Raw genomic sequence first — 19,744 nt, forward strand, 5'->3', positions numbered from 1 at the left:
CACTGGGCGTCAATCCGCCAGAGTTCATCAGACAGTTCTGCCTACACTGGCCACCCCGCGCCCAAGCGGGAGCCCATCGGCCCAGGAGTGACATGACCCCGGCACACGCCAATGACCTCTGAGCTCACCACGGCGGTGCCCGTCGCCGCGCTCACCGAATTGGCCGAAGGCACGCCGACGGCCGCCAGGGTTTCCGGTGTGGACCTCGTCCTGGTCCGCCGGGGAGACGACGTCCAGGCGCTGTACGGGCGTTGCGCGCACCGCGGGGCTCTGATGTCCGACGGCCGCGTCGAGGGCGACCTACTCGTCTGCGGCGTGCACGGCTGGCGCTACGAGATCGGGACCGGAGTCGCACCCGTCAACCCCGCTGTCGCGCTGGCGACTTTCCCGGCCTGGGTCTCTGACGGCTCGGTCTACGTCGACCAAGCCGCGGTTGAGGCGTACGCCTCGGCCAACCCGCAGACCTACGACGACGACGGTTACCAAGGCAAGTGGATCAAGCCGTCCAACACTGCCGAAGAACCCTTCGTCACACAGATCCACGACTGGGCGGCGCACGGACTGAACAGCGCACATGGTCCGACGGCGGCCATGGGTGTGCCGCGCGATCTGCTGCCCTCCTGGGACTCGATCCAGATCGTCACCGCGCAACTGGCGCGGCTGCCGCTGCTCGACGACGAACCGGTGAGCACAAAGACGGTGATCGGCCCGGCAGCCAAGCGACCGCTGGTACTCGACATCCCTTTGTTCGTCAGCGACATGAGCTTCGGTGCGCTGTCCGAGGAAGCCAAGACGGCTCTCGCCGCCGGCGCCGAACTGGCCGGAACCGGCATCTGCTCGGGTGAGGGCGGCATGCTTCCCGAAGAGCAGCAACATAATTCGAAGTACTTCTACGAGCTCGCGTCGGGCAGATTCGGGTGGAGTTTCGACCGGCTCCGCCAGGTGCAGGCCTTCCACTTCAAAGGCGGTCAAGGTGCCAAGACCGGCACCGGCGGACACCTGCCCGGCAACAAGGTGGTCGGCAAGATCGCCGAGGTGCGCGGGCTCGCGCCGGGGACCGCGGCCATCTCGCCGGCACGCTTCCCGGACTGGACGTCATTGCAGCCGTTCGAAGAGTTCGCCGCGCAAGTCCGTGAAACCTCGGGCGGTATCCCGGTGGGATACAAGATGAGCGCACAACACATCGAACGCGACATCGACGCCGCCCTGCAGATCGGGGTCGACTACCTCATCCTCGACGGCCGTGGCGGCGGAACCGGTGCTGCACCAACGATATTCCGCGACAACATCTCCGTGCCGACCATCCCGGCGCTGGCCCGTGCCCGCCGGCACCTCGACCGGTCACAAGCCGACCATGTCACGCTGGCAGTCACCGGAGGTATCCGAACCCCGGCCGACATGGTCAAAGCACTCGCGTTGGGCGCCGACGCCATCGGTCTGTCCAATGCGGCCCTGCAAGCGATCGGTTGCGTCGGCATGCGCGCGTGCAACACCAACACCTGCCCGTCCGGCATCGCCACGCAAGATCCCGGACTACGTGCCCGACTGCCCATACCGGCTGGTGCGCAACGCCTGAACCGGTTTCTGCGGGCGGCAGTCGATCTGATGGTGGTCCTGGCGCGCGCATGTGGCCACCGGAATCTCGCCGACTTCGACATCGACGATCTCGTCACCTTCGATCGCGACTTCGCCTACCTGAGCGGAGTCCCCTACGCAGGAGCCATCCCACTGTGACCGAGCAAGATCTGAACTGGCACAAGGCCGCCGACGCCGGCCAGCTCGACGACGGCGAAGTGGCGATGTGCCCGGTCGGGATCAAGACGGTGGCCCTGACGAAACTCGACGGCCGATACGGAGCCATCGACAACCGGTGTCCCCACCAGGGCGGTCCGCTGGGTCAAGGCACGCTCGAGAACGACAAGATCCGTTGCCCCTGGCACGGTTTCGACTTTGACCCCTTCACCGGCGAGGCCGCCGGCGGTCCCGACTTCAATGTCCGCACGTATCCGGTCGAGGTCCGTGACGACGGCATCTACGTCGGTACTCCACCGCCGGCCGAGCACCCTCGCACCGTCAGCGATGTACTGGTGGAAACGATGACCAACTGGGGTGTCGACACTGTCTTCGGTATGGTCGGCCACTCGAATCTCGGGGTCGCCGAAGCCTTGCACCGTGCCGAAACTGACGGCAAACTACGGTATTTCGGCATCCGGCACGAAGGGGCCGCAGCGTTCGCGGCAGCCGCTTACGGCAAGCTCACCGGCCGGCCCGCTGCCTGTTTCGGCATCGCCGGTCCCGGCTCCACGAACCTGCTCACCGGTCTCTACGACGCGAAATCCGACCGAGCCCCAGTGCTGGCCCTGTCAGGCAACGTGGACTCCTCGGTGGCGGGCAAAGGCGCTTTCCAAGACATCGACCTGCTCGCGGCATTCGCCGATGTGTCCGTCTACTCGGCCATGGTGCGTTCGGGCTCCGACCACGCCGAACTGATGACCATGGCCCTCAAGCACGCCATCCTCGAGCGCGGCGTCGGGCACCTCGTGCTTCCTGACGAGGTGCAGATCCTCGAAGCCCCGGGGCAGAAATCCTCTGGGCCCCAAGGCCGTATGCCCGACCTCCGGGTGCCACCTCCGGCTGCCGCGCTACAGCAGGCCCTCGACCTGATCGAGACATCGACCAGACCGCTGATCGTCGTCGGCGCCGGCGCGAAGTTCGACATGCCGGCAGTCATCGACCTCGCCGAACGCTTGAACGCGCCGGTACTCACGACCTTCAAGGCCAAGGGGCAGATCTCGGACGCCCACCCCCTTGCATGCGGCGTGCTGGGACGGTCGGGGACCCCCGTCGCGTCGTGGATGATGAACAAGGCCGATCTGCTGCTGGTGTTCGGCGCCTCGTTCTCGAACCACACCGGAATCTCGCCATACAAGCCGATCATCCAGGTGGACACCGATCCCATGATGCTCGGCCGGTTCCGGCCCGTCGCGGCTCCGGTGCTGGGCGACGTGGGCGTCACCGCCACCGCCATGCTGGCCGGCCTTGGCCCCAACGCCGCGCTGGTGGACCAGCGTCCCGAGGTCGCCGAACGCTGGGCGGTCTGGCGGGCCGAGAAAGCCCGGCGCGCCGTCAAGCATCCAGACGGACGAGTAGCTGCCGCAACGGTTTTCGAAGAACTCAGCCGCCTGGCCCCGGCGAACGCCGTCCTGGCCGTCGATGTCGGCAATCACGCCTACTCGTTCGGGCGCTACTTCGAGACCGCCGAGCAGTCGGTACTCATGTCCGGCTACCTCGGCTCGATCGGGTTCGGATTCCCCGCGGCGATGGGCGCCTGGGCCGCCGCTCCGGACCGGCCCATCATCGCGATCACCGGTGACGGCGGCTTCGGTCAATATCTCGCCGACTTCACCACGGCGGTGAAATACCACATGAACATCACCCACATCCTGCTCAACAACGGTGAGCTCGCAAAGATCAGCGAAGAGCAGCGCGGCGCCGAGTACGCGGTTTGGCAGACATCACTGCTCAACCCGGACTTCGCCGCGTACGCCAGGAGCTGCGGTGGCTACGGTCGTCGCGTCGCCGACCCGACGGAGGTCGCCCCAGCCATCGCAGAGGCACTCGAGCACCCGGGCCCGGCGATGGTGGAGATCATCACCGACCCCAGTACGCACTAGTCCCCCAACAGATCACGCAGTTGGTGCCGCCGGCTGACCCCCAGTTTGGGATAGACGTTGTACAGGTGGGACGCGATCGTTCGCGGTGACAGATTGAGTCGTTGTCCGATCTCGGGGTTGGTGAGCCCCGACGCGGCCATCGACACGATCTGACGTTCTTGTGCCGTCAGTGAATCCAAGCCCGATACCGCCCCGGAATTCGACGACGTCACCCCGGCGGCGCGTAGTTCGGCGCGGGCGATCTGGGCGTACGGCGCCGCGCCGAGTCGATCGAACACCTCGAGTGCAGCGGTGAGCTGGGTACGGGCCTCGGCGGGCCGACGTACCCGGCGAAGCCATTCGCCGTAGTGCAGACGCGCTCGTGCGCGCTCCATCGGCCACTGGTCCCCTGCCGGATCGAACACGGCCAAGCGGAAATGCCGTTCAGCCAGGTGCGTCGTCGCGGTCAAGGCGAGCGCCTGGTGACGTAAAAGGCGTAGTCGCACAGGCGGGTTGGACCCCAGCTGTCGTCCGATTGCAGCAACCAGCGGCCTCACCTCATCGATGTGACCACTGCGCGCACCGGCCCAGGCCAGGTCGGCGATGGCGCGATGGGAGATGACGAAATGGGTCGGCTCCCCATCGGCGTCGAACATCTGCCGCAAAGCCTGGTATGCCGATTCGAAGTCGCTGCGGGCCAAGGCGTTCCGACCGGTGGCCCACGCCAGTGCGGTCCGGGTCGCGCTTCCGCCCTCGTCGGCGATGACGCGCGCCGCCGCGTCGACGGCGGCGTCCGCAGCACCTGCCTCACCACGACATGCCAGCAGATGCGCACGTACGACGTTGCTCTCGGCGTGCAGTAGCGCCAGATCATAGACAGCACAGAGAGTTTCGGTCTCATCGAGCAGGTTCACCAGTTCGGACCAGCGACCGGTGTCGTGTAGCCCCCACGCCAGAGGCGCGATGGCGAAGGTGAATCCGCGCAGACCACCGGCAGCCTTGAGCTGCTCGACCGCTGCCCGCAGCTCGGTGACCGCCAGCTCGCTGTCCTCGGTGGCGTATGCCATCGCCCCCACGACGAGGCGGCGGAACGGTTCGACCGGAGCGGGCATGGGATGCAGCCACCGCCGGTCCCATGGCGCCGGGCGATCGTGGGCGCTACCGGCACTGTCCGCGTACATCGCGATGTACGCCCGTTGTACGGGCCCAGCCTCGGCCGGGAAAGGCGTTGGAACGCTGCTCTCCCCCAGTATGTCTCGGGCAGAGTCCGCGAGCCAGCGGCCCAGGCGGCGACGGTGGGACAATTCACCGGAGTAGTACGCCGCCGACGCGGCGGTGTACATCAACGCCAGCCGCAGAACCGAATTCGCCGGCGGTTCACCGTCGAGCGCGCTGCGAACCAGCTCGGCCGCCTCCGCGGGACGCGCCGACTGCAGCAGCACCGAGGCCCGCGTCAACGCGGCATGGCCGACGATCTCGGGGTCCCCTGAGCGCTGCACCGCACTGGCATTCAACGCGAGCGCCCACGACGGGTCACCGCCGAAATTGGCTGCCACCGAAGCGAGCGTGAACCGCCGGGCCGCATCTCCGGAATCAGGACTCAATTCCGCGGCACGCTGCAGGGCCCTGGCCACTTCCAGGTAGCCACCCCGCTGCCGCGACCGTTCCGCCCCCTGCTCCAACAGCGACGCGACGGTCTCGTCCGGACCGTCCGCCGCGGCCGCCAAATGCCAAGCGCGGCAGGCTACGTCCAATTGCGGCGAGGCCGCCAGGGCAATGTGGGCGGCACGGCGATCAGCCAGATCTCCTTCGCTGTAGGCCACACTGCGCAGCAGGGTGTGGCTGAACCGCACCCGCCTGTCCTCGGTCACCGTCACCAGAGATCGTTCCAAGGCCGGTTCCCACCGCTGTAGGTCTGCGCCGAAACCGGCGGCGGCGGTGATGGTGTCGACGGTCTCGTAACCGGCACCCGCCGCGGCGAACAACGTCAACCGGCGCGCATCCGCGGGCAGCTCGGACAACTGCTGGACGAACAGCGCGTGTGCGAATCCGGGCCCGACCATGTGGTTGACCCGGAAACGCAGCGAACCCGACTTGCCGTAGAACCGCGCAGATTCGATGAGGGCCAACGGATTACCGCCGGACCAGCGGATGATCTCGCCGCGCACACTTGCGTCGGGCACCAGCGACTGGGACTCGATCAGCTCCGCGGCTGCGGAATCGGTGAGTGGACCGACATCCACCACCTTGACCGAACGATCAAGCCCGTTCAGCAAGTCCACTCGCCGTGCGCTGATCAGCACTCTGACCGCGAGGTGCGGTACCCGGCCGATCACATATGTGAGCACCTGGCGGGAATCCGGCTCGAATCGGTCGAAGTCGTCGAGCACGATCACCAGCAGTCGATCACCGGCCGCAATCGCCACTAGGGCCAGTACTGCCTGCTGTACCAGCGCCGGGCCGTGCCCGGCAGCACCGGCATTGCCATTGACGATGTCCTGCAAGGCATCCCGCATCGGCGCCGGCAGGTCTGCGATGCGATCGGAGATGGGCCAGAGCAGCTCGGTCAATGCCGTGAACGGTCGCACATGGTCCGGCTCCGAGCCTCCGGCAAAGAGGATGGTCGCATCTCGCAGAGCCGGTGCGGCAACAGCATGCCGGAGCAGCGCCGACTTGCCGATGCCCGGCTCGCCGGCCAGGATCACTGCCTGCGGCGCATCAGGAGCACCGGAGGCGACCTCGTTGACGAGCCTCGTCAGCTCACCGCGCCCCACCATGGGCGATTGCGGACGTGTCATCGTCACCGGGAAAATCGCTTCCTGCACAGCATGATCAGGCACCGTCGCGTCATCGGTGGATCGCTCGATTGAGGAACGACACACCCTGATCGAGCGCCGCCCGCGCCGACGGCGTGTCACTGAGCTGGGTCAGCACCACGAAGTCGTGCACCGTTCCGAGGTAGCGGGTACAGGTCACCGGTACACCTGCCGAACGCAGCCGATCTGCGAACGCTTCGCCTTCATCCCGCACCACATCAGCTTCCGCGGTGACGATCAGCGTCGGTGGCAATCCCGTGAGGTCCTCCACCGCTGCGCGAACCGGAGATACGGTGGGGCAGTCGGGATCACCGTCGTAGTACTGATCCCAATACCAGGCCTGCTCATCGCTGGTCAGCAGATAACCCTCCGCGTACGTGTCGTGGGACGGGTATTCACACCGTGCATCAGTTGGCGGATAGTACAGCAGCTGCGCGCGCAACCGCGGGCCACCGCGGGACTTGCACACCATGCTGACCGCCGCTGCGATCGTCGCGCCGGCGCAATCACCGGCCAGGGCAATCGCTTTCGGATCAAGGCCCAATGAGTCCGCGTTGTCGCGGGCCCACAACAGAACGGCAAAGCACTCCTCCAGCGCAACCGGGTACCGCGCTTCCGGCGCCCGGCTGTACTCAGGAACCAGTACGGCAGCCCGGCACCGCGCGGCGATCGCCCCGACGACGCGCCCGTGCGTGTCCGCATCGCCGAACATGAACCGACCACCATGCACATACAGGATTGCCGGCAGCGGGCCGGTCGCATCGTGCGGACGAACCAGCCAAAATCCCACCAACCCCGACGGACCCACGGGCGCGGTATGGAACCGGGCCTCGGTACCCGGCTGCTCGATGGCCGTTCGCTGTGCTTCACGCAGGGCCAACCGGCCGTCCTGCGGCCCCAACTGCCCCAGCGTCGGCGGTGTCGACATTGACGCGACCAGGCGCGCAATCGTCGGATCCAGCACCACGTCTCGACCCACGATGTCCTCCCAATCGACGAGGCCTCCGGTGCCGAGGACTCTACGCCCATCGCTGCGGCCCGGCGTCGATCACCGAGGCGGCCCAGTCATCCGACTGATGCCGACGCCAGGTGCGTACTGCACACTTGGCAGGTAGCAAGGGAGGACAACATGGCTGATACGTACGCGGTCATCGGTGCCACCGGGGCGACCGGCGGTGCTGTCGCGAGCGCCCTGGTCGAGCGTAGCCTGCGCGTGCGTGCCGTCGCGCGCAACCCACAATCGTCGCGCGCACAGAGACTTTCGGACGCGGGTATCGAGGTCGTCGCGGCTGACCTGGGTGACGAACAAGCCCTGACCCATGCCTTCACCGACGTCGCGGGAGTGTTCGCCGTCACCACGCCGTTCGAAGAAGGCCCCGATATCGAAGTAGAGCAAGGCCTACACATCATCGGTGCCGCTGTCCAGGCGCACGTCCCTCATCTGGTCCTTTGCTCTGTCTCCAACGCCGACCAGCACACCGGGATTCCGCATTTCGAGAGCAAAGCCAGGGTCGAAGACGCGTTGGTCGCCTCCGGTGTGCCGTACACGATCGTCGGCCCGACCTACTTCTACGACAACCTCCTCGGCGGCATCGACGAGATCCAGTCCGGCCGGTTCACCCTGCCGCTGCCGGCTGCAAAACCGCTGCAGCAGCTGTCCCGGCGCGACTTGGGCCGGTTCGTCGCCACGATTCTTCTTGATTCGCAACGCTTTGCGGGGACGCGCATAGACATCGCATCGGATGCACCGACACCGGAACAGATGACCGCTGTACTCGAGCGCACGCTCGGCTATCCGATTCAGCTGATCACCTACGACCCGTCCCAAATCGCCTCCGTCGATATGCGGGCGATGTTCAGTTTCTTGTCCACGCAGGGGTACAGCGCCGATATCGCCGGCCTGCATCAGCGCTACCCGGATATCGGTTGGCAGACCTTCAGCGAGTGGGTGGCCGAACATCTCACCGTCCACGCGAGCCCGCGGTAGTCGCACGTCGGCTCGCGGGTCGGCGCGCGCTATCGAATCTGAAAGAACGACTGCTGGTCGAACTGCCCGTCAACGGTGAGTTCCAGTGCTCGCGCCATGGCGTCATGGTCGGACGCCAGCCATCGGACGGTGTGCTGGTGACGGAACTCCGACCATGACGGCACGACGAACTGTTCGACGACGAGGTCCGCGTGCCGGCCGCTGCGATACAGCCGCCAGGAATGTCCACCCGTGCGGCGGCGCGCCCGGCCGACATCACGCATCGCCTCGGTGAAGGCCGCGAACGAATCTTCGGCCACCCGGTAGGTAGCCGTGATGAGCACCGGGCCGTCATCGGGCTCGGGAATGAACATGACCTGCGGTGCCGGCCACGCCGTGGACACCTCCCGATCGAGCTTGCCCGTGCAGGGATGCAGCGGCAGCTTGATCACCGATGCCGCGACCACCACCAGGCAAATGGACGCTGCGACAAGGGATGTGGTCAAACCGGCGTGCGACGCGACCGCGCCCCAGACCACTGAGCCGACCGCCTGTGCTCCCATGAACACGAGCAGGTACACCGCTATCCCTCGCGACCGGGCCCAGTGCGCCAGCGAAAGCTGGGCCGCGGTGTTCAGCGTCGTCAGCGTCATCAGCCAGGCGATGCCGGACAAGACCAGCGGAATCACCGCGAAGGCAAAAGGCAAAGTGGCGCTCGCGACCAGTCCGGCCGCATAGATGCACGCAGACATGGCCAACAAGGCGTTGTCCGGCAGCCGCTTTCGCAGAGCAGGGACCACCACGACACCGGCCACCGCCCCCACACCCAGACAGGCCAGGACCAACCCGTACCCCGCCGCGTTCTGATGCCAGCGCTGCGCGGAGGCCAGCGGCAGCAGCGCCCACAGTGCCGACGCCGGAAAGGCGAAAAGCCCGGCGCGTAGCAGGATTCGGCGCACGATGGGCGCCGACCGGACATACCGGCCGCCGGAGACGAATGAGTGCCAAAAGGGTTCCCGGGGACCTGTTGACGCGCCGGCCGCACGCTTCCACCGTGTCAGGACGACGATCACCCCGGCGAAGGACACCGTGTTGAGCGCGAACACGGCCGCCGGCCCGGCTGCGGCGACGACGAGCCCCGCGACGCCAGGACCGATGGCCCGGGCGACATTGACGGTCACGCCGCCGAGCGCAGACGCCGCCGGAATCTGTTCTCGCGGGACCAATTCGGGCTGGATCGCCTGCCACGGCGGGGCCGACAGCGCGCCACCGCAGCCGACCGCGAACGTGAGCACCAGCAACCAGACCGGCGTCAGAACACCGGCCATCGTCAGGACCGTCAGCGCCGCCGCGGCGACCATGGTGTACGCCGTGGTCGCGATCAGCAGGCGTCGTCGGTCGAAGGCGTCGGCCAGCGCACCAGCCGGCAGCGCCAGCATCAACGTCGGTGCCAGACTCGCCGTCTGGACCATGGCCACCATGGTCGGGCTGCTGTGCGCGGCGACAAGGAACCATTGCGCGCCCACTGTCTGCATCCAGCTTCCGATGTTGGACGCCAGTTGCGCGATGAACAGGCTGCGGTAGACCCGGTTACGCAGCGGCGCCCAGGCCGGTGACTGTGAACGAACCGCCACGCGGGAAACCGTAGCCGATCAGTCGGTGTGGAGCTCGGCGACGTAGCCGCCCGGCCATTGCAGGACAGCCGAGCTCGTGTGGCCCGAACGCACCACCGGCACCAACACTTTCGCGCCGGCGGCAACAGCCTTGTTCGTGACGGCCACGACGTCGTCCACCACATATCCGGCGAGTTCGTGGCCGTACGGATACGGCAGGTGGCCGTCGGTCACGGCGACCATGGTGTTGCCGAACGGCGACGTGATGTGAATGCGCCGAAAGGTCGTGCCCGGCTTGCCGATCAGCACCCCATCGGCGTCGGCCGCATCGGCGTCGGCACGGCCGTGCGTGAACTGTAGGTAGCTCTTGAGGAACGGGTCTACGCTCGCCACCGGTAGATAGACCCGGTTGTCCGGCACCGACACCAGCGGCTGATAGTTGGGCGCTGCTGTATGCCAGTACAATTGGGCGTTCACGCCGCCCGGGAACGCAATGATGGCGTCGCGGCCGATCGGATCGGGAAACGGCTCGACGACGACGGCAGCGCCGGCGTCGCGGGCTTGCTGTACGCCGGCATCGAAATCACCCATCAGCCAGCCGGTTCTTTCGGAGCCGAACGGGTACGGCACCGCCGTGGTGAACTCGAACGCCGAAATGGTTCCGACCGGGGACAAGATCAGCTGCGATTTCGTCTGACTGGGTGTGGGCGTGACGGTGACGACGGTGGCGGGCTTCGCCGATCCACCGAACGTGGCGAGCCAGCTGCTGACGAAGGCGTCGAGCTGACCCGGCTCGACGTAGACATGCACCGAGTCATACTGCGGGCCGACAGCCTGGCTCGCGGCTTGCGTGGTCGCAGGACCCGTCGGCGCCGGCTCGCCGGCACAACCGGCCAGCAGAGCCGCTGCCAATATCGCTGCCGTCCAGCGCAATCGGCTTCGCAGCACGGCATGAGGCCGTACCGGTACCGCTGACATCCTGATCACGGGAGCCCTCTCAGTCCAAGATCCGGCGGGCCACACTGGTGGTGATCAGATCCAGCAGTTCATCCGAGTGCCCGGCCAGCACCGTGCGGATCGCGTAGAGGGAGAATCCTTTCGCTTGTTCGGCCGTGATGGTCGGCGGGATCGTCAGTTCATTGCGTGCTGTGACCACATCGACCAGCGCCGGCCCGTCGTGGGCAAGTGCCTCGCTGACAGCCGACTTCAGCTCCGATGGATGCTCGACCCGGCGGCTGAACAGCCCACAGGATCGCGCGACCGCCGCGAAGTCCGGATTGTCCAGATCGGTGCCGAAGGTCACGATGCCTGCGGCCTTCATTTCGAGTTCCACGAAGTTCAACGACGAGTTGTTGAACACGATCAGTTTGACGGGTAACCGGTTCTGCACCAACGTGATCAACTCACCGAGAAGCATCGTCAGGCCACCGTCACCGGCGAGCGCGACGACTTGGCGGTGACGATCGACGGTTTGCGCCCCGACAGCCAAGGGCAACGCGCATGCCATCGTGCCGTGATTGAACGATCCGAGGAGCCGCCGTCGGCCGTTCATCGTCAGGTACCGAGCGGCCCACACCACCGGCGAACCCACATCGACGGTGAAGACAGCATCGGTCGCGGCCAGCCGATCGACCAGTGCAGCAACATATTCCGGGCGAATCGGCGTGCGGTCATGGTCATTGACCGCCAGCGCGTCGAGGCGGCGGCGCGTGCGGCGATAATGATCGACCGCGCGGTCGAGATGGCTCCGATCCGTTTTCTGGGCCAGGAAGGGGCGCAACGCCGTCAACGTGTCTCGCACGGTGCCCACCAAACCCAGGTCGATCGGCGTGCGCCGGCCCAGGTGCCGTCCGCGGATATCGACCTGAATGACCGTGGCGTTCTCCGGATAGAACTGCCGGTAGGGAAAATCCGTGCCCAGCATCAACAACACATCGGCTTCCTTGATGGCCTTGTAGCCCGATGCGAAGCCCAGCAGCCCCGTCATCCCGACGTCGTAGGGATTGTCGTACTCGACGAACTCCTTGCCGCGCAACGCATGCACGACGGGCGCCTGCAAGGTCCCCGCCAACTCGACCAACTGCTGATGGGCGCCCGCCGTCCCGGCACCGGCCAGAATCGTCACCTTGGCAGCCTCATTGAGGATCGCGGCTGCGGTCGCAAGCGATGCGTCGTCTGGGCGCACGATCGGGCGGGCCGGCAGCACCGGACGGATGCGGCCAGGATCGGGCAGCCGGTGCAGGAACACCTCTCCAGGAATGACCACCACTGCGACACCCTGCTCTTCCACCGCGGCGCGCATGGCCATCTGCAGTACGCGAAGGGCCGACTCCGGGGTAGTGGCCATCTCGCAGAAGACGCTGCACTCGCGGAAGAGTTCCTGTGGGTGGGTCTCCTGGAAATACTGTGACCCGATCTCCCCCGCGGGAATGTGCGCGGCGATCGCCAGCACCGGTACCCGGCTGCGCTGCGCGTCGAACAAGCCGTTGATCAAGTGGAGATTTCCCGGGCCGCAGCTTCCCGCGCACACGGCCAGTTGACCCGTCACCGCCGCGAAACCCGCTGCGGCGAACGCGGCAGCTTCCTCGTGACGAACATGTTCCCAGGAAATGCCGCCGGCCCGGCGGATCGCATCGGTGAATCCGTTCAGGCTGTCACCAGGGAGCCCGAACACGCGGTCGACGCCGCTGGCCTGCAATGTCGCGATGATGTGGTCGGCAACGGTAGACATCAGACCTCTTCCTCAGTTGCGGTGGCTTTGAACAACCACGTATAGCCGACGCACGTGCCCGGACACATCAGTTCAATGACTGGAAGATTCGGTCAATACGCCGGTTCGTCGCATTTGCGACAGTCATCTGACTGATGACACCCCGACGGCGCGCTGGAACCGTAGGTGCCGGCCACCGTCGCCAAAGACACTTCCCGGGCCGCGCAGGAGGTTATGTGACGATCACGGTGTATCCATCTCCCGCGGGCCCGGAAGGGATCCCAGTCCGCGTCGTCACGCTCGAGGAGCACTTCGCCACCCCGGAATACCTGGCTGCGACCGAACAATTCCTGCCACCCATCGCGCGGTCGGCGGCGCTGCAGGCCGCCCTGGTCGACCTCGATGATGCCCGGATCGCCGCGATGGACGCAGGCGGAGTCGACGTCCAGGTGCTCTCGCTGGCCGCCGGCGCGCAACACCGGCTGGCGCCGAACGACGCCACGGCCCTGGTCCGAGATGCCAACGACGCCGCGCATGCCGCCACACGCCGGCACCCCGACCGGCTCCGCATGTTCGTCAGCCTGGCCCTCGGGCAGCCCGACCACGCCGCCGATGAGTTGCGCCGCGGCGTGCGCGAACTGGGCGCCGTCGGCGGCTTTCTCGACGGCACCGGGGGCGGCTCCTTTCTCGACGATCCGCGCTACACCCCGATCTTCGAGGTCGCCTGCGAACTCGATGTGCCGCTGTATCTTCACCCAACTCCGCCGCCACGCGTCGTACAGGAGACCTATACCGCGGGGCTTCCCGAGAGCAGCGCCTACTTCCTGGCCACGGCGGCCTACACCTGGCACGCTGAACTCGGATTACATTGTCTACGAATCATTCTCGCCGGTGTCCTCGACCGGTTCCCAAAGCTGCGATTCATCATTGGGCATCTCGGTGAGCACCTGCCCTACTCCCTGTTGCGCGCCCAGGACGGGTTGCCGATGTCGGTAACCGGGCTGCAGCGCTCCGTCAGTGACTACTTTCTCGACCACTTCACCGTCACCACGAGCGGCTACTTCACCACTCCCCCGTTCATGTGCGCACGTGACGTCGTCGGCACCGACCGCTTGATGTATTCGGTGGACTACCCCTACCGATCCCCGCAGGCTGGTGCGGAATTTCTGCGCCGGCTACCGATTTCCGTGTCCGAGTTGACCGCCGTGGCCTCGGGCAACGCCGAACGAATCCTCAAGCTATGACGGGGAATCCCGAACGCTGGAGCGTCGCGATCGTCGGCGGCTCGCTGGCCGGACTCGCCGCAGCCCTAGAATTGCGCCGCGTCAGCACCGCAGACATCACCGTGTTCGACCAGACCGCCGGACGCCTCGAGGGCCGCGGGGCCGGCATCGTGATGCAGCCGGAAATTGAACTGCTGCTCTCGATCTCGCACGTATCGCCCGAGTCTGTCAGCGTGCCATTGGTGGAACGCCAACTGCTCCACCGGCACAGTCCGCCACGCGTCTTCACTCAGCCGCAGACCATGACCTCCTGGGACACCCTCTACCGCACGTTTAGGGGCGCGCTACGCAGCGTCGACTATGTCCAGGGCACCACAGTGTCAGCGGTGGCAGCAGGAGAACATGGCGCCACGCTCACCTTCCACGACGGCGCCACCTCCGACTGGGATGTAGTGATCGGTGCCGACGGAATCGGTTCCACTGTGCGGCAATTCGTGCAGCCCGAACATCCCAGGTACAGCGGGTACGTCGCCTGGCGCGGACTGGAACGGGAAAGCGACCTGCCCGCCGACCTGACCGGTGAGCTGATCAACCGCTTCACCATGTTCAGCGCCGGCGGCATTCAATTCCTGTGCTATTTGGTGCCCGGCCCCAACGGTGAGACCGAACCGGGGCGCCGACGCGTGAATTGGGTGTGGTACGTCAACGCATCCGACGAGACTTTCGGCGACATCATGACGGGCCAGTCCGGCCGACGGTACGGCTATTTTCTACCGGCCGGGGATGTGTCGTCGGCGAGTGCGGCCACCCTGGCGGCACTGGCAGCCACCGAACTTCCGCCGTTGATGGTCCAGCTGGTCAGCCATTCGAAGCCATTCCTGCAGCCCGTCATGGATCTGGCCAGTGGGCGCATGCGGCGTGGGCCGGTGTTCGTGATCGGCGACGCGGCCGGCACCGTCCGGCCCCACACCGCATCGGGCACATCCAAATCGATCGGTGACGCCGGATTCCTGGCGCAAGCCTTACGGACCCGGACCGCAGGCGGTCCTCTTCCGGAATCCGCACTACGACAATGGGAGGACCATCGATTGCGATCTCTGCAGGACATCGCCGCGGTCGGCATCTCCCGCGCGGTCGTATCGCGGCTGGGTACCACCGAGAACGTCCCCGCGTGGGATCGGGCCATCCGATGACTGGCGACGACGCGATCGGCCGGCCCGTCAACCGGGTCGAGGGCAGCGACAAGGTGACCGGTCGGGCCCGCTACGCGGCCGACACGATCCTGCCCGATGTGCAACATGCCGTGATGGTGCAGTCGACCGTGTCACACGGCCGAGTCACCCGCGAATCGCTGATTGCCGCGACTGACCGTGCCCGGTCCGCGCCGGGTGTGATGGGCGTGCTGTCACCGCTGAATTGCCCTGCATTACACACCCTTCCAGCTGACGTCACGTGGGACCTGCCCCTGGAACGCCGGCCGCCCCTGTCAGATTTGACCGTCCAGCATCGCGGTCAACATCTGGCATTGGTGGTCGCCGACACTCTGGAGAATGCGCAGTACGCCGCCTCGTTGATGGACCTGACGTACGACGAGCTACCGGCACTGTTGACGGCACGCGACGTGCTCGACGGGCCTTCGCACGAGGACAGCGGCCCGATCGTGCGCAGCGGCGTGTACCAGCCCGATCACTTTGTGAAGCTGGAGGAAGAAAAGCTCCAAGACCACCGGGGTCCCGCCGATGAACCGATCGACGGCGTCAAGGTCACCGCGCGCTACACCACGCCGGAGAACGCCCACTACCCGATCGAACTGGCGTCGACCATCGCGAGATGGGACGGTGACCACCTGACCGTGCACGACACCACGCGGTGGATCGCCGGCGAACGGCAAACGCTGGCAACCTATCTGGGCATCCCCGTCGACAACATCCGGATCATCGCGCCTCTGGTCGGAGGGGCGTTCGGTTCGAAGAGTTTCATGTGGATGCACGTCGTGCTGTGCGCAGTGGCTGCGCGGATGACGGGACGGGCCGTCAAGCTGGTGTTGCCCCGCGCCCAGATGTTCACCTCGACCGGGCACCGTCCGCCCACCGAGCAGCATCTCAGTCTGGTCGCCGACGCCCAGACCCGGCTGACCAGCATCGAGCACCACACCCTCACCGAGACCTCGACCATCGCCCATTTCTGCGAACCCACCGGGCTGTCGACACGGTTCCTCTACCAGTCACCGCGAATGGTGGTGTCGCACAGCGTGGCCCGGGTACACCGCCCCACCCCGTGCTTCATGCGCGGCCCCGGTGAAGCGCCAGGGCTGTTCGCCCTGGAAGTGGCGATGGACGAGCTCGCCCATGCGCTCGGGGTGGATCCGCTGCAACTGCGGATCACCAACTACGCGGCCGCAGACCAGGCCAGTGGCCGACCGTGGTCCGAAGCGCATCTGCTCGAGTGTTATCGGCAGGGAGCCGACCGATTCGGCTGGGAGCACCGACCGCACCAACCCCGTTCACTACGACGCGACGGCGTGCTGGTCGGGTGGGGCATGGCCACCGCCACGTATCCGGGACGCCGGATGCCCGCAGGCTGCCGCGTACACACCCGCACTGACGGCACGGTCGAGTTCTCTTCTGCCACGCACGAAGTCGGCACCGGCGTCAGAACCGTGATGACCCAGATCGCCGCGGACTCCACCGGACTGCAACTGCCACAAGTTGTGTTCTACTCCGGCGACTCGGACTTCCCCACCGCGCCGTACAGCGGAGCATCGCAAACCACAGCGGCCGTCGGGTCGGCGGTCTTCGCGGCCGGCCTCGAATGGAAGCGCCGGCTGCTCGAGTACCTGGTTGCCGACCGCGACTCACCGTGTTCCGGATTCGAGCTGTCCGCGTTGGACATTCGCGCCGGCTATGTTGTCAGCGCGCACGCCGACCGGCCCGTCAGCACTGTCGCGACACTGTTGGCCGCTGCCGATTCCGGCCTGCTCGATCACCTCACCTTCACCAGCTCCAGTGGCGGCGCGCCAGAGGACGGACCGATGTCGCAATCGTTCGGCGCGCACTTCTGCGAGGTGGAGGTCGACGAAGAGCTCGGACGGGCATCGGTGACGCGGTGGGTGGCAGCGATGGACTGCGGACGGGTCATCAACCCGAAGCTGGCGCGCAGTCAGGTGGTCGGCGGCATCACTTTCGGGCTCGGCATGGCTCTCCTCGAAGACATGCCGTACGACCCGGGCACCGGCCATGCGCTGGGTGAGTACTACGTGCCGACCCACGCAGACGTCCCGTCATTCGACATCACCTTCGTCGATGGCGCCGACACCCATCTGACAGAGTTCGGCGCCCGCGGCGTCGGCGAGATCGGCATCTGCGGCGTCCCCGCCGCGGTCGCCAACGCCGTCTTCCACGCCACCGGTCGGCGCCTGCGCGACCTACCGATAACCATCGAAAACCTGTTGTCCCCATTCAGCGAAACACACCAGGACCGATCCTCATGACTGCTGCCGCCAAACCTGAACACACCATCGAACTGTCGATCAACGGCACGATGCGCATCGTCCAGACGGATGTCCGCTCGACCCTGCTGGATCTATTGCGCGAGCGCCTCGGCTTCACTGGAACCAAGAAGGGCTGCGACCACGGTCTGTGCGGCGCGTGCACAGTGGCTGTCAACGGTCATCGTGTGCTGAGCTGCCTGACCCTCGCCGTGTCGATCGATGGTGCCAGCGTCCGCACCATCGAGGGCATCGCCGATGACGAGGAACTCCACCCGCTGCAGCAGGCATTCATCGATCACGACGGCTTCCAATGCGGCTATTGCACGTCCGGCCAGATCAGCTCTGCGCACGCGGTACTCAGCGAGCATGCCCGTGGCGACCTGTCCGCGGCCTCGTTCGACGGTCCGTACGATGACATCGCCAGAGGCCCCGAAACCTTGTCGGTCAACGAGATTCGCGAACGGATGGCCGGAAACATCTGCCGCTGTGGGGCCTATCCCCATATCGTCGATGCGATCGCATCGTGCCTGCCCGGATGCCGCCGATGAGAACATTCGACTTCCAGCACGCCCGAGACGTCGACGACGCCCTCAGCATTGCCGCCGCCGGCGCAACGTACTTCGCCGGCGGAACGAACCTGCTGGATCTGATGAAGCTCGGCGTGACCGAGCCGGTGGCGCTGGTCGACATCGGCAGGCTCGGCCTCGACCAGATCACGGCGACCGACAGTGGCGGCATCATGATCGGCGCGGGTGTGACCAACAGCGCGGTAGCCAATCATCGGCTGGTCCGCACCCAGTACCCCGTGCTGTCGCAGGCGATTCTCTCCGGCGCGACAACGCAATTGCGGAACATGGCCACTGCCGGCGGCAATCTCATGCAACGCACCCGATGCCCGTACTTCATGGACGTGTCGTTCCCCGCATGCAACAAGCGCCGGCCCGGTTCCGGGTGCGGCGCACTCGAGGGCTCCAACCGCGAGCACGCACTGTTCGGCGCCAGCGCGTCGTGCGTCGCGGTACACCCGTCCGACATGGCGGTCGCACTGGCGATCCTTGACGCCGTCGTGCACGTGCAGGCGCCCACAGGACCTCGCAGCGTCGCACTGTCGGAATTCTTCCAGCTCCCCGGTGACGACCCGTCACGCGACAATGCGCTGGGCGCGGGCGACTTGATCGTCGGCATCGAGTTGCCGACGTCTGAATACGCCTATCACAGTTGGTATCTCAAAGTCCGCGACCGCCACAGTTACGCCTTCGCCCTCGTGTCGGTGGCTGCCGGCCTGACCATCGACGACGGAATCATCACGTCGGCGGCCATCGCGCTGGGCGGGGTGGCTGCGAAACCGTGGCGGGTATCAGCGGCCGAGGCGGCCCTGATCGGCCGCCCCGCAGACACCGGGACATTCAGCGCTGCTGCCGAATTGGCGATGAGCGGTGCTGCGACGTTGAGCCAGAACGAGTTCAAAGTAGATCTCGGAAAACACAGCGTCGTACGTGCACTGCACAGGGCCAGCACCCGGCGGTGACAGCCGAAGACGCCGTACGACCATCACGTCCCGCCGACAGGTTCACCGCTCAAACACTGGCGGCTGACTGTACAGCCGCGCAAACGTGTCGAGCCGTTCCTGCTTGGTCCGCTGGAGGTGCGCGGCGATGGCTGTGCTGGCGGCGTCGGCATCATGGCGCCGGACCGCGTCCATGATCGCTTCGTGCTCGGTGACCACGTCGGCCAGATCGTCACGGTGCATCGCCTCGCGGTCACACAGGCGCAGCCTGGCCACCAGGTTGGTCAGGGTTTCCCGCAACGTCGAATTGTGCGAGGCAGCCCAAAGCACTTCGTGCCATTGCGAATTCAGCTGGCGTGCGGTGGCGGGATCCTCCGCCGCGACCGCTTGCTGGTGCAGTTCCGCGAGGTGCGCCACTTGCAGTTCGGTCCGCCGTGCCGCTGCCGCCTCCGCGGCCGCCTTCTCCAGTGCGATGCGGACGTCATAGATCTCGATGACATCGTCCGGTGAGCCCGAGCGGATGCGGTAGCCGCGCACGGAGCGGCTGATCAGCCCCTCCTGCTCCAACCGGCTCAACGCCTCGCGTACGGGCGTCCGGGAGACTCCGTACGCGGCGGTGAGTGCGCTTTCGGTCAGGGGTTCAGCCGGGGAGAACCGGCCTGCCAACAGATCGGCACGAAATGCGCTGTGAAATGGCGTCCGTTGCACCCATCCTCCAACCTTGTGTTCACATTGAGAATACATACGGAGCTGTTTTGTATACAAA

14 protein-coding genes are annotated in these 19,744 nt (G+C 66.2%); 8 read left to right on the plus strand and 6 right to left on the minus strand.

Going from position 1 to position 19,744, the window contains the following annotated elements; all coding sequences use genetic code 11:
- Positions 1-111: 111 nt before the first annotated feature.
- Both H289_RS0128740 and H289_RS0128745 read left to right on the plus strand, forming a co-directional pair.
- Entirely contained in the window at positions 112-1,734 is a 1,623-nt protein-coding gene (locus H289_RS0128740) for a glutamate synthase-related protein (protein ID WP_020104321.1), read from the plus strand.
- On the plus strand, positions 1,731-3,674 hold the full coding sequence (locus H289_RS0128745) for a thiamine pyrophosphate-dependent enzyme (protein ID WP_020104322.1): 1,944 nt from the start codon (positions 1,731-1,733) through the stop codon (positions 3,672-3,674). Before H289_RS0128740 ends, H289_RS0128745 begins: the two co-directional genes overlap by 4 nt.
- On the opposite strand, the gene H289_RS31585 is transcribed toward H289_RS0128745, so the two are convergent.
- Positions 3,671-6,451 carry a helix-turn-helix transcriptional regulator gene (locus tag H289_RS31585; protein ID WP_231388151.1) on the minus strand — a complete coding sequence of 927 codons (2,781 nt, stop codon included), beginning with the start codon at positions 6,449-6,451 and terminating at the stop codon, positions 3,671-3,673. The genes H289_RS0128745 and H289_RS31585 overlap by 4 nt on opposite strands.
- 49 nt (positions 6,452-6,500) lie before the next feature.
- On the minus strand, positions 6,501-7,448 hold the full coding sequence (locus H289_RS0128755) for an alpha/beta hydrolase (RefSeq protein WP_196810102.1): 948 nt from the start codon (positions 7,446-7,448) through the stop codon (positions 6,501-6,503).
- Between the two features lie 150 nt (positions 7,449-7,598).
- On the opposite strand from H289_RS0128755, the gene H289_RS0128760 reads away from it, so the two are divergent.
- The gene (locus H289_RS0128760) at positions 7,599-8,456 is read left to right on the plus strand and encodes an NmrA/HSCARG family protein (RefSeq protein ID WP_020104325.1); all 858 of its coding nucleotides are present in this window, start codon (positions 7,599-7,601) and stop codon (positions 8,454-8,456) included.
- 29 nt (positions 8,457-8,485) lie between these two features.
- Here H289_RS0128760 and H289_RS0128765 read toward each other — a convergent pair whose 3' ends face one another.
- The 3 genes from H289_RS0128765 to poxB are packed head-to-tail and all read right to left on the minus strand — an operon-like array spanning position 8,486 to position 12,779.
- The gene (locus tag H289_RS0128765; protein WP_020104326.1) at positions 8,486-10,069 is read right to left on the minus strand and encodes an MFS transporter; all 1,584 of its coding nucleotides are present in this window, start codon (positions 10,067-10,069) and stop codon (positions 8,486-8,488) included.
- Between the two features lie 18 nt (positions 10,070-10,087).
- Complete coding sequence (locus H289_RS0128770; protein WP_196810103.1) at positions 10,088-10,996, minus strand: glyoxalase; 909 nt, start codon at positions 10,994-10,996, stop codon at positions 10,088-10,090.
- Between the two features lie 49 nt (positions 10,997-11,045).
- On the minus strand, positions 11,046-12,779 hold the full coding sequence (gene poxB, locus H289_RS0128775; protein WP_020104328.1) for a ubiquinone-dependent pyruvate dehydrogenase: 1,734 nt from the start codon (positions 12,777-12,779) through the stop codon (positions 11,046-11,048).
- Positions 12,780-12,994: 215 nt separating this feature from the next.
- Between poxB and H289_RS0128780 the strand changes: the two genes are divergently transcribed.
- Genes H289_RS0128780 through H289_RS0128800 form a run of 5 tightly spaced genes read left to right on the plus strand, consistent with a single transcriptional unit; the run spans position 12,995 to position 18,999 of the window.
- The gene (locus H289_RS0128780) at positions 12,995-14,002 is read left to right on the plus strand and encodes an amidohydrolase family protein (protein WP_020104329.1); all 1,008 of its coding nucleotides are present in this window, start codon (positions 12,995-12,997) and stop codon (positions 14,000-14,002) included.
- Positions 13,999-15,174, plus strand: a complete 1,176-nt coding sequence (locus tag H289_RS31590; protein ID WP_020104330.1) for an FAD binding domain-containing protein — start codon at positions 13,999-14,001, stop codon at positions 15,172-15,174. Before H289_RS0128780 ends, H289_RS31590 begins: the two co-directional genes overlap by 4 nt.
- Positions 15,171-17,471, plus strand: coding sequence for a xanthine dehydrogenase family protein molybdopterin-binding subunit (locus H289_RS0128790; RefSeq protein ID WP_036421784.1), 2,301 nt, complete (start codon positions 15,171-15,173; stop codon positions 17,469-17,471). The genes H289_RS31590 and H289_RS0128790 overlap by 4 nt, the downstream gene beginning before the upstream one ends.
- Entirely contained in the window at positions 17,468-18,019 is a 552-nt protein-coding gene (locus H289_RS0128795) for a (2Fe-2S)-binding protein (protein ID WP_020104332.1), read from the plus strand. The genes H289_RS0128790 and H289_RS0128795 overlap by 4 nt, the downstream gene beginning before the upstream one ends.
- On the plus strand, positions 18,016-18,999 hold the full coding sequence (locus tag H289_RS0128800; protein WP_029105891.1) for an FAD binding domain-containing protein: 984 nt from the start codon (positions 18,016-18,018) through the stop codon (positions 18,997-18,999). Before H289_RS0128795 ends, H289_RS0128800 begins: the two co-directional genes overlap by 4 nt.
- A gap of 42 nt (positions 19,000-19,041) precedes the next feature.
- On the opposite strand, the gene H289_RS33240 is transcribed toward H289_RS0128800, so the two are convergent.
- Positions 19,042-19,686, minus strand: coding sequence for a GntR family transcriptional regulator (locus H289_RS33240; protein ID WP_177127430.1), 645 nt, complete (start codon positions 19,684-19,686; stop codon positions 19,042-19,044).
- Positions 19,687-19,744 lie beyond the last annotated feature (58 nt).

The organism is Mycobacterium sp. 360MFTsu5.1, from assembly GCF_000383495.1.
Classification (GTDB): Bacteria; Actinomycetota; Actinomycetes; order Mycobacteriales; family Mycobacteriaceae; genus Mycobacterium; species Mycobacterium mucogenicum_B.

What these genes read in the sequence shown, in the direction of transcription:
- H289_RS0128790 (WP_036421784.1), top strand. Translation starts at nt 15,171, where the DNA reads ATGACTGGCGACGACGCGATCGGCCGGCCCGTCAACCGGGTCGAGGGC.
- H289_RS31585 (WP_231388151.1), bottom strand. Translation starts at nt 6,451, where the DNA reads ATGACACGTCCGCAATCGCCCATGGTGGGGCGCGGTGAGCTGACGAGG.
- H289_RS0128760 (WP_020104325.1), top strand. Translation starts at nt 7,599, where the DNA reads ATGGCTGATACGTACGCGGTCATCGGTGCCACCGGGGCGACCGGCGGT.
- poxB (WP_020104328.1), bottom strand. Translation starts at nt 12,779, where the DNA reads ATGTCTACCGTTGCCGACCACATCATCGCGACATTGCAGGCCAGCGGC.
- H289_RS31590 (WP_020104330.1), top strand. Translation starts at nt 13,999, where the DNA reads ATGACGGGGAATCCCGAACGCTGGAGCGTCGCGATCGTCGGCGGCTCG.
- H289_RS0128800 (WP_029105891.1), top strand. Translation starts at nt 18,016, where the DNA reads ATGAGAACATTCGACTTCCAGCACGCCCGAGACGTCGACGACGCCCTC.
- H289_RS0128740 (WP_020104321.1), top strand. Translation starts at nt 112, where the DNA reads ATGACCTCTGAGCTCACCACGGCGGTGCCCGTCGCCGCGCTCACCGAA.
- H289_RS0128795 (WP_020104332.1), top strand. Translation starts at nt 17,468, where the DNA reads ATGACTGCTGCCGCCAAACCTGAACACACCATCGAACTGTCGATCAAC.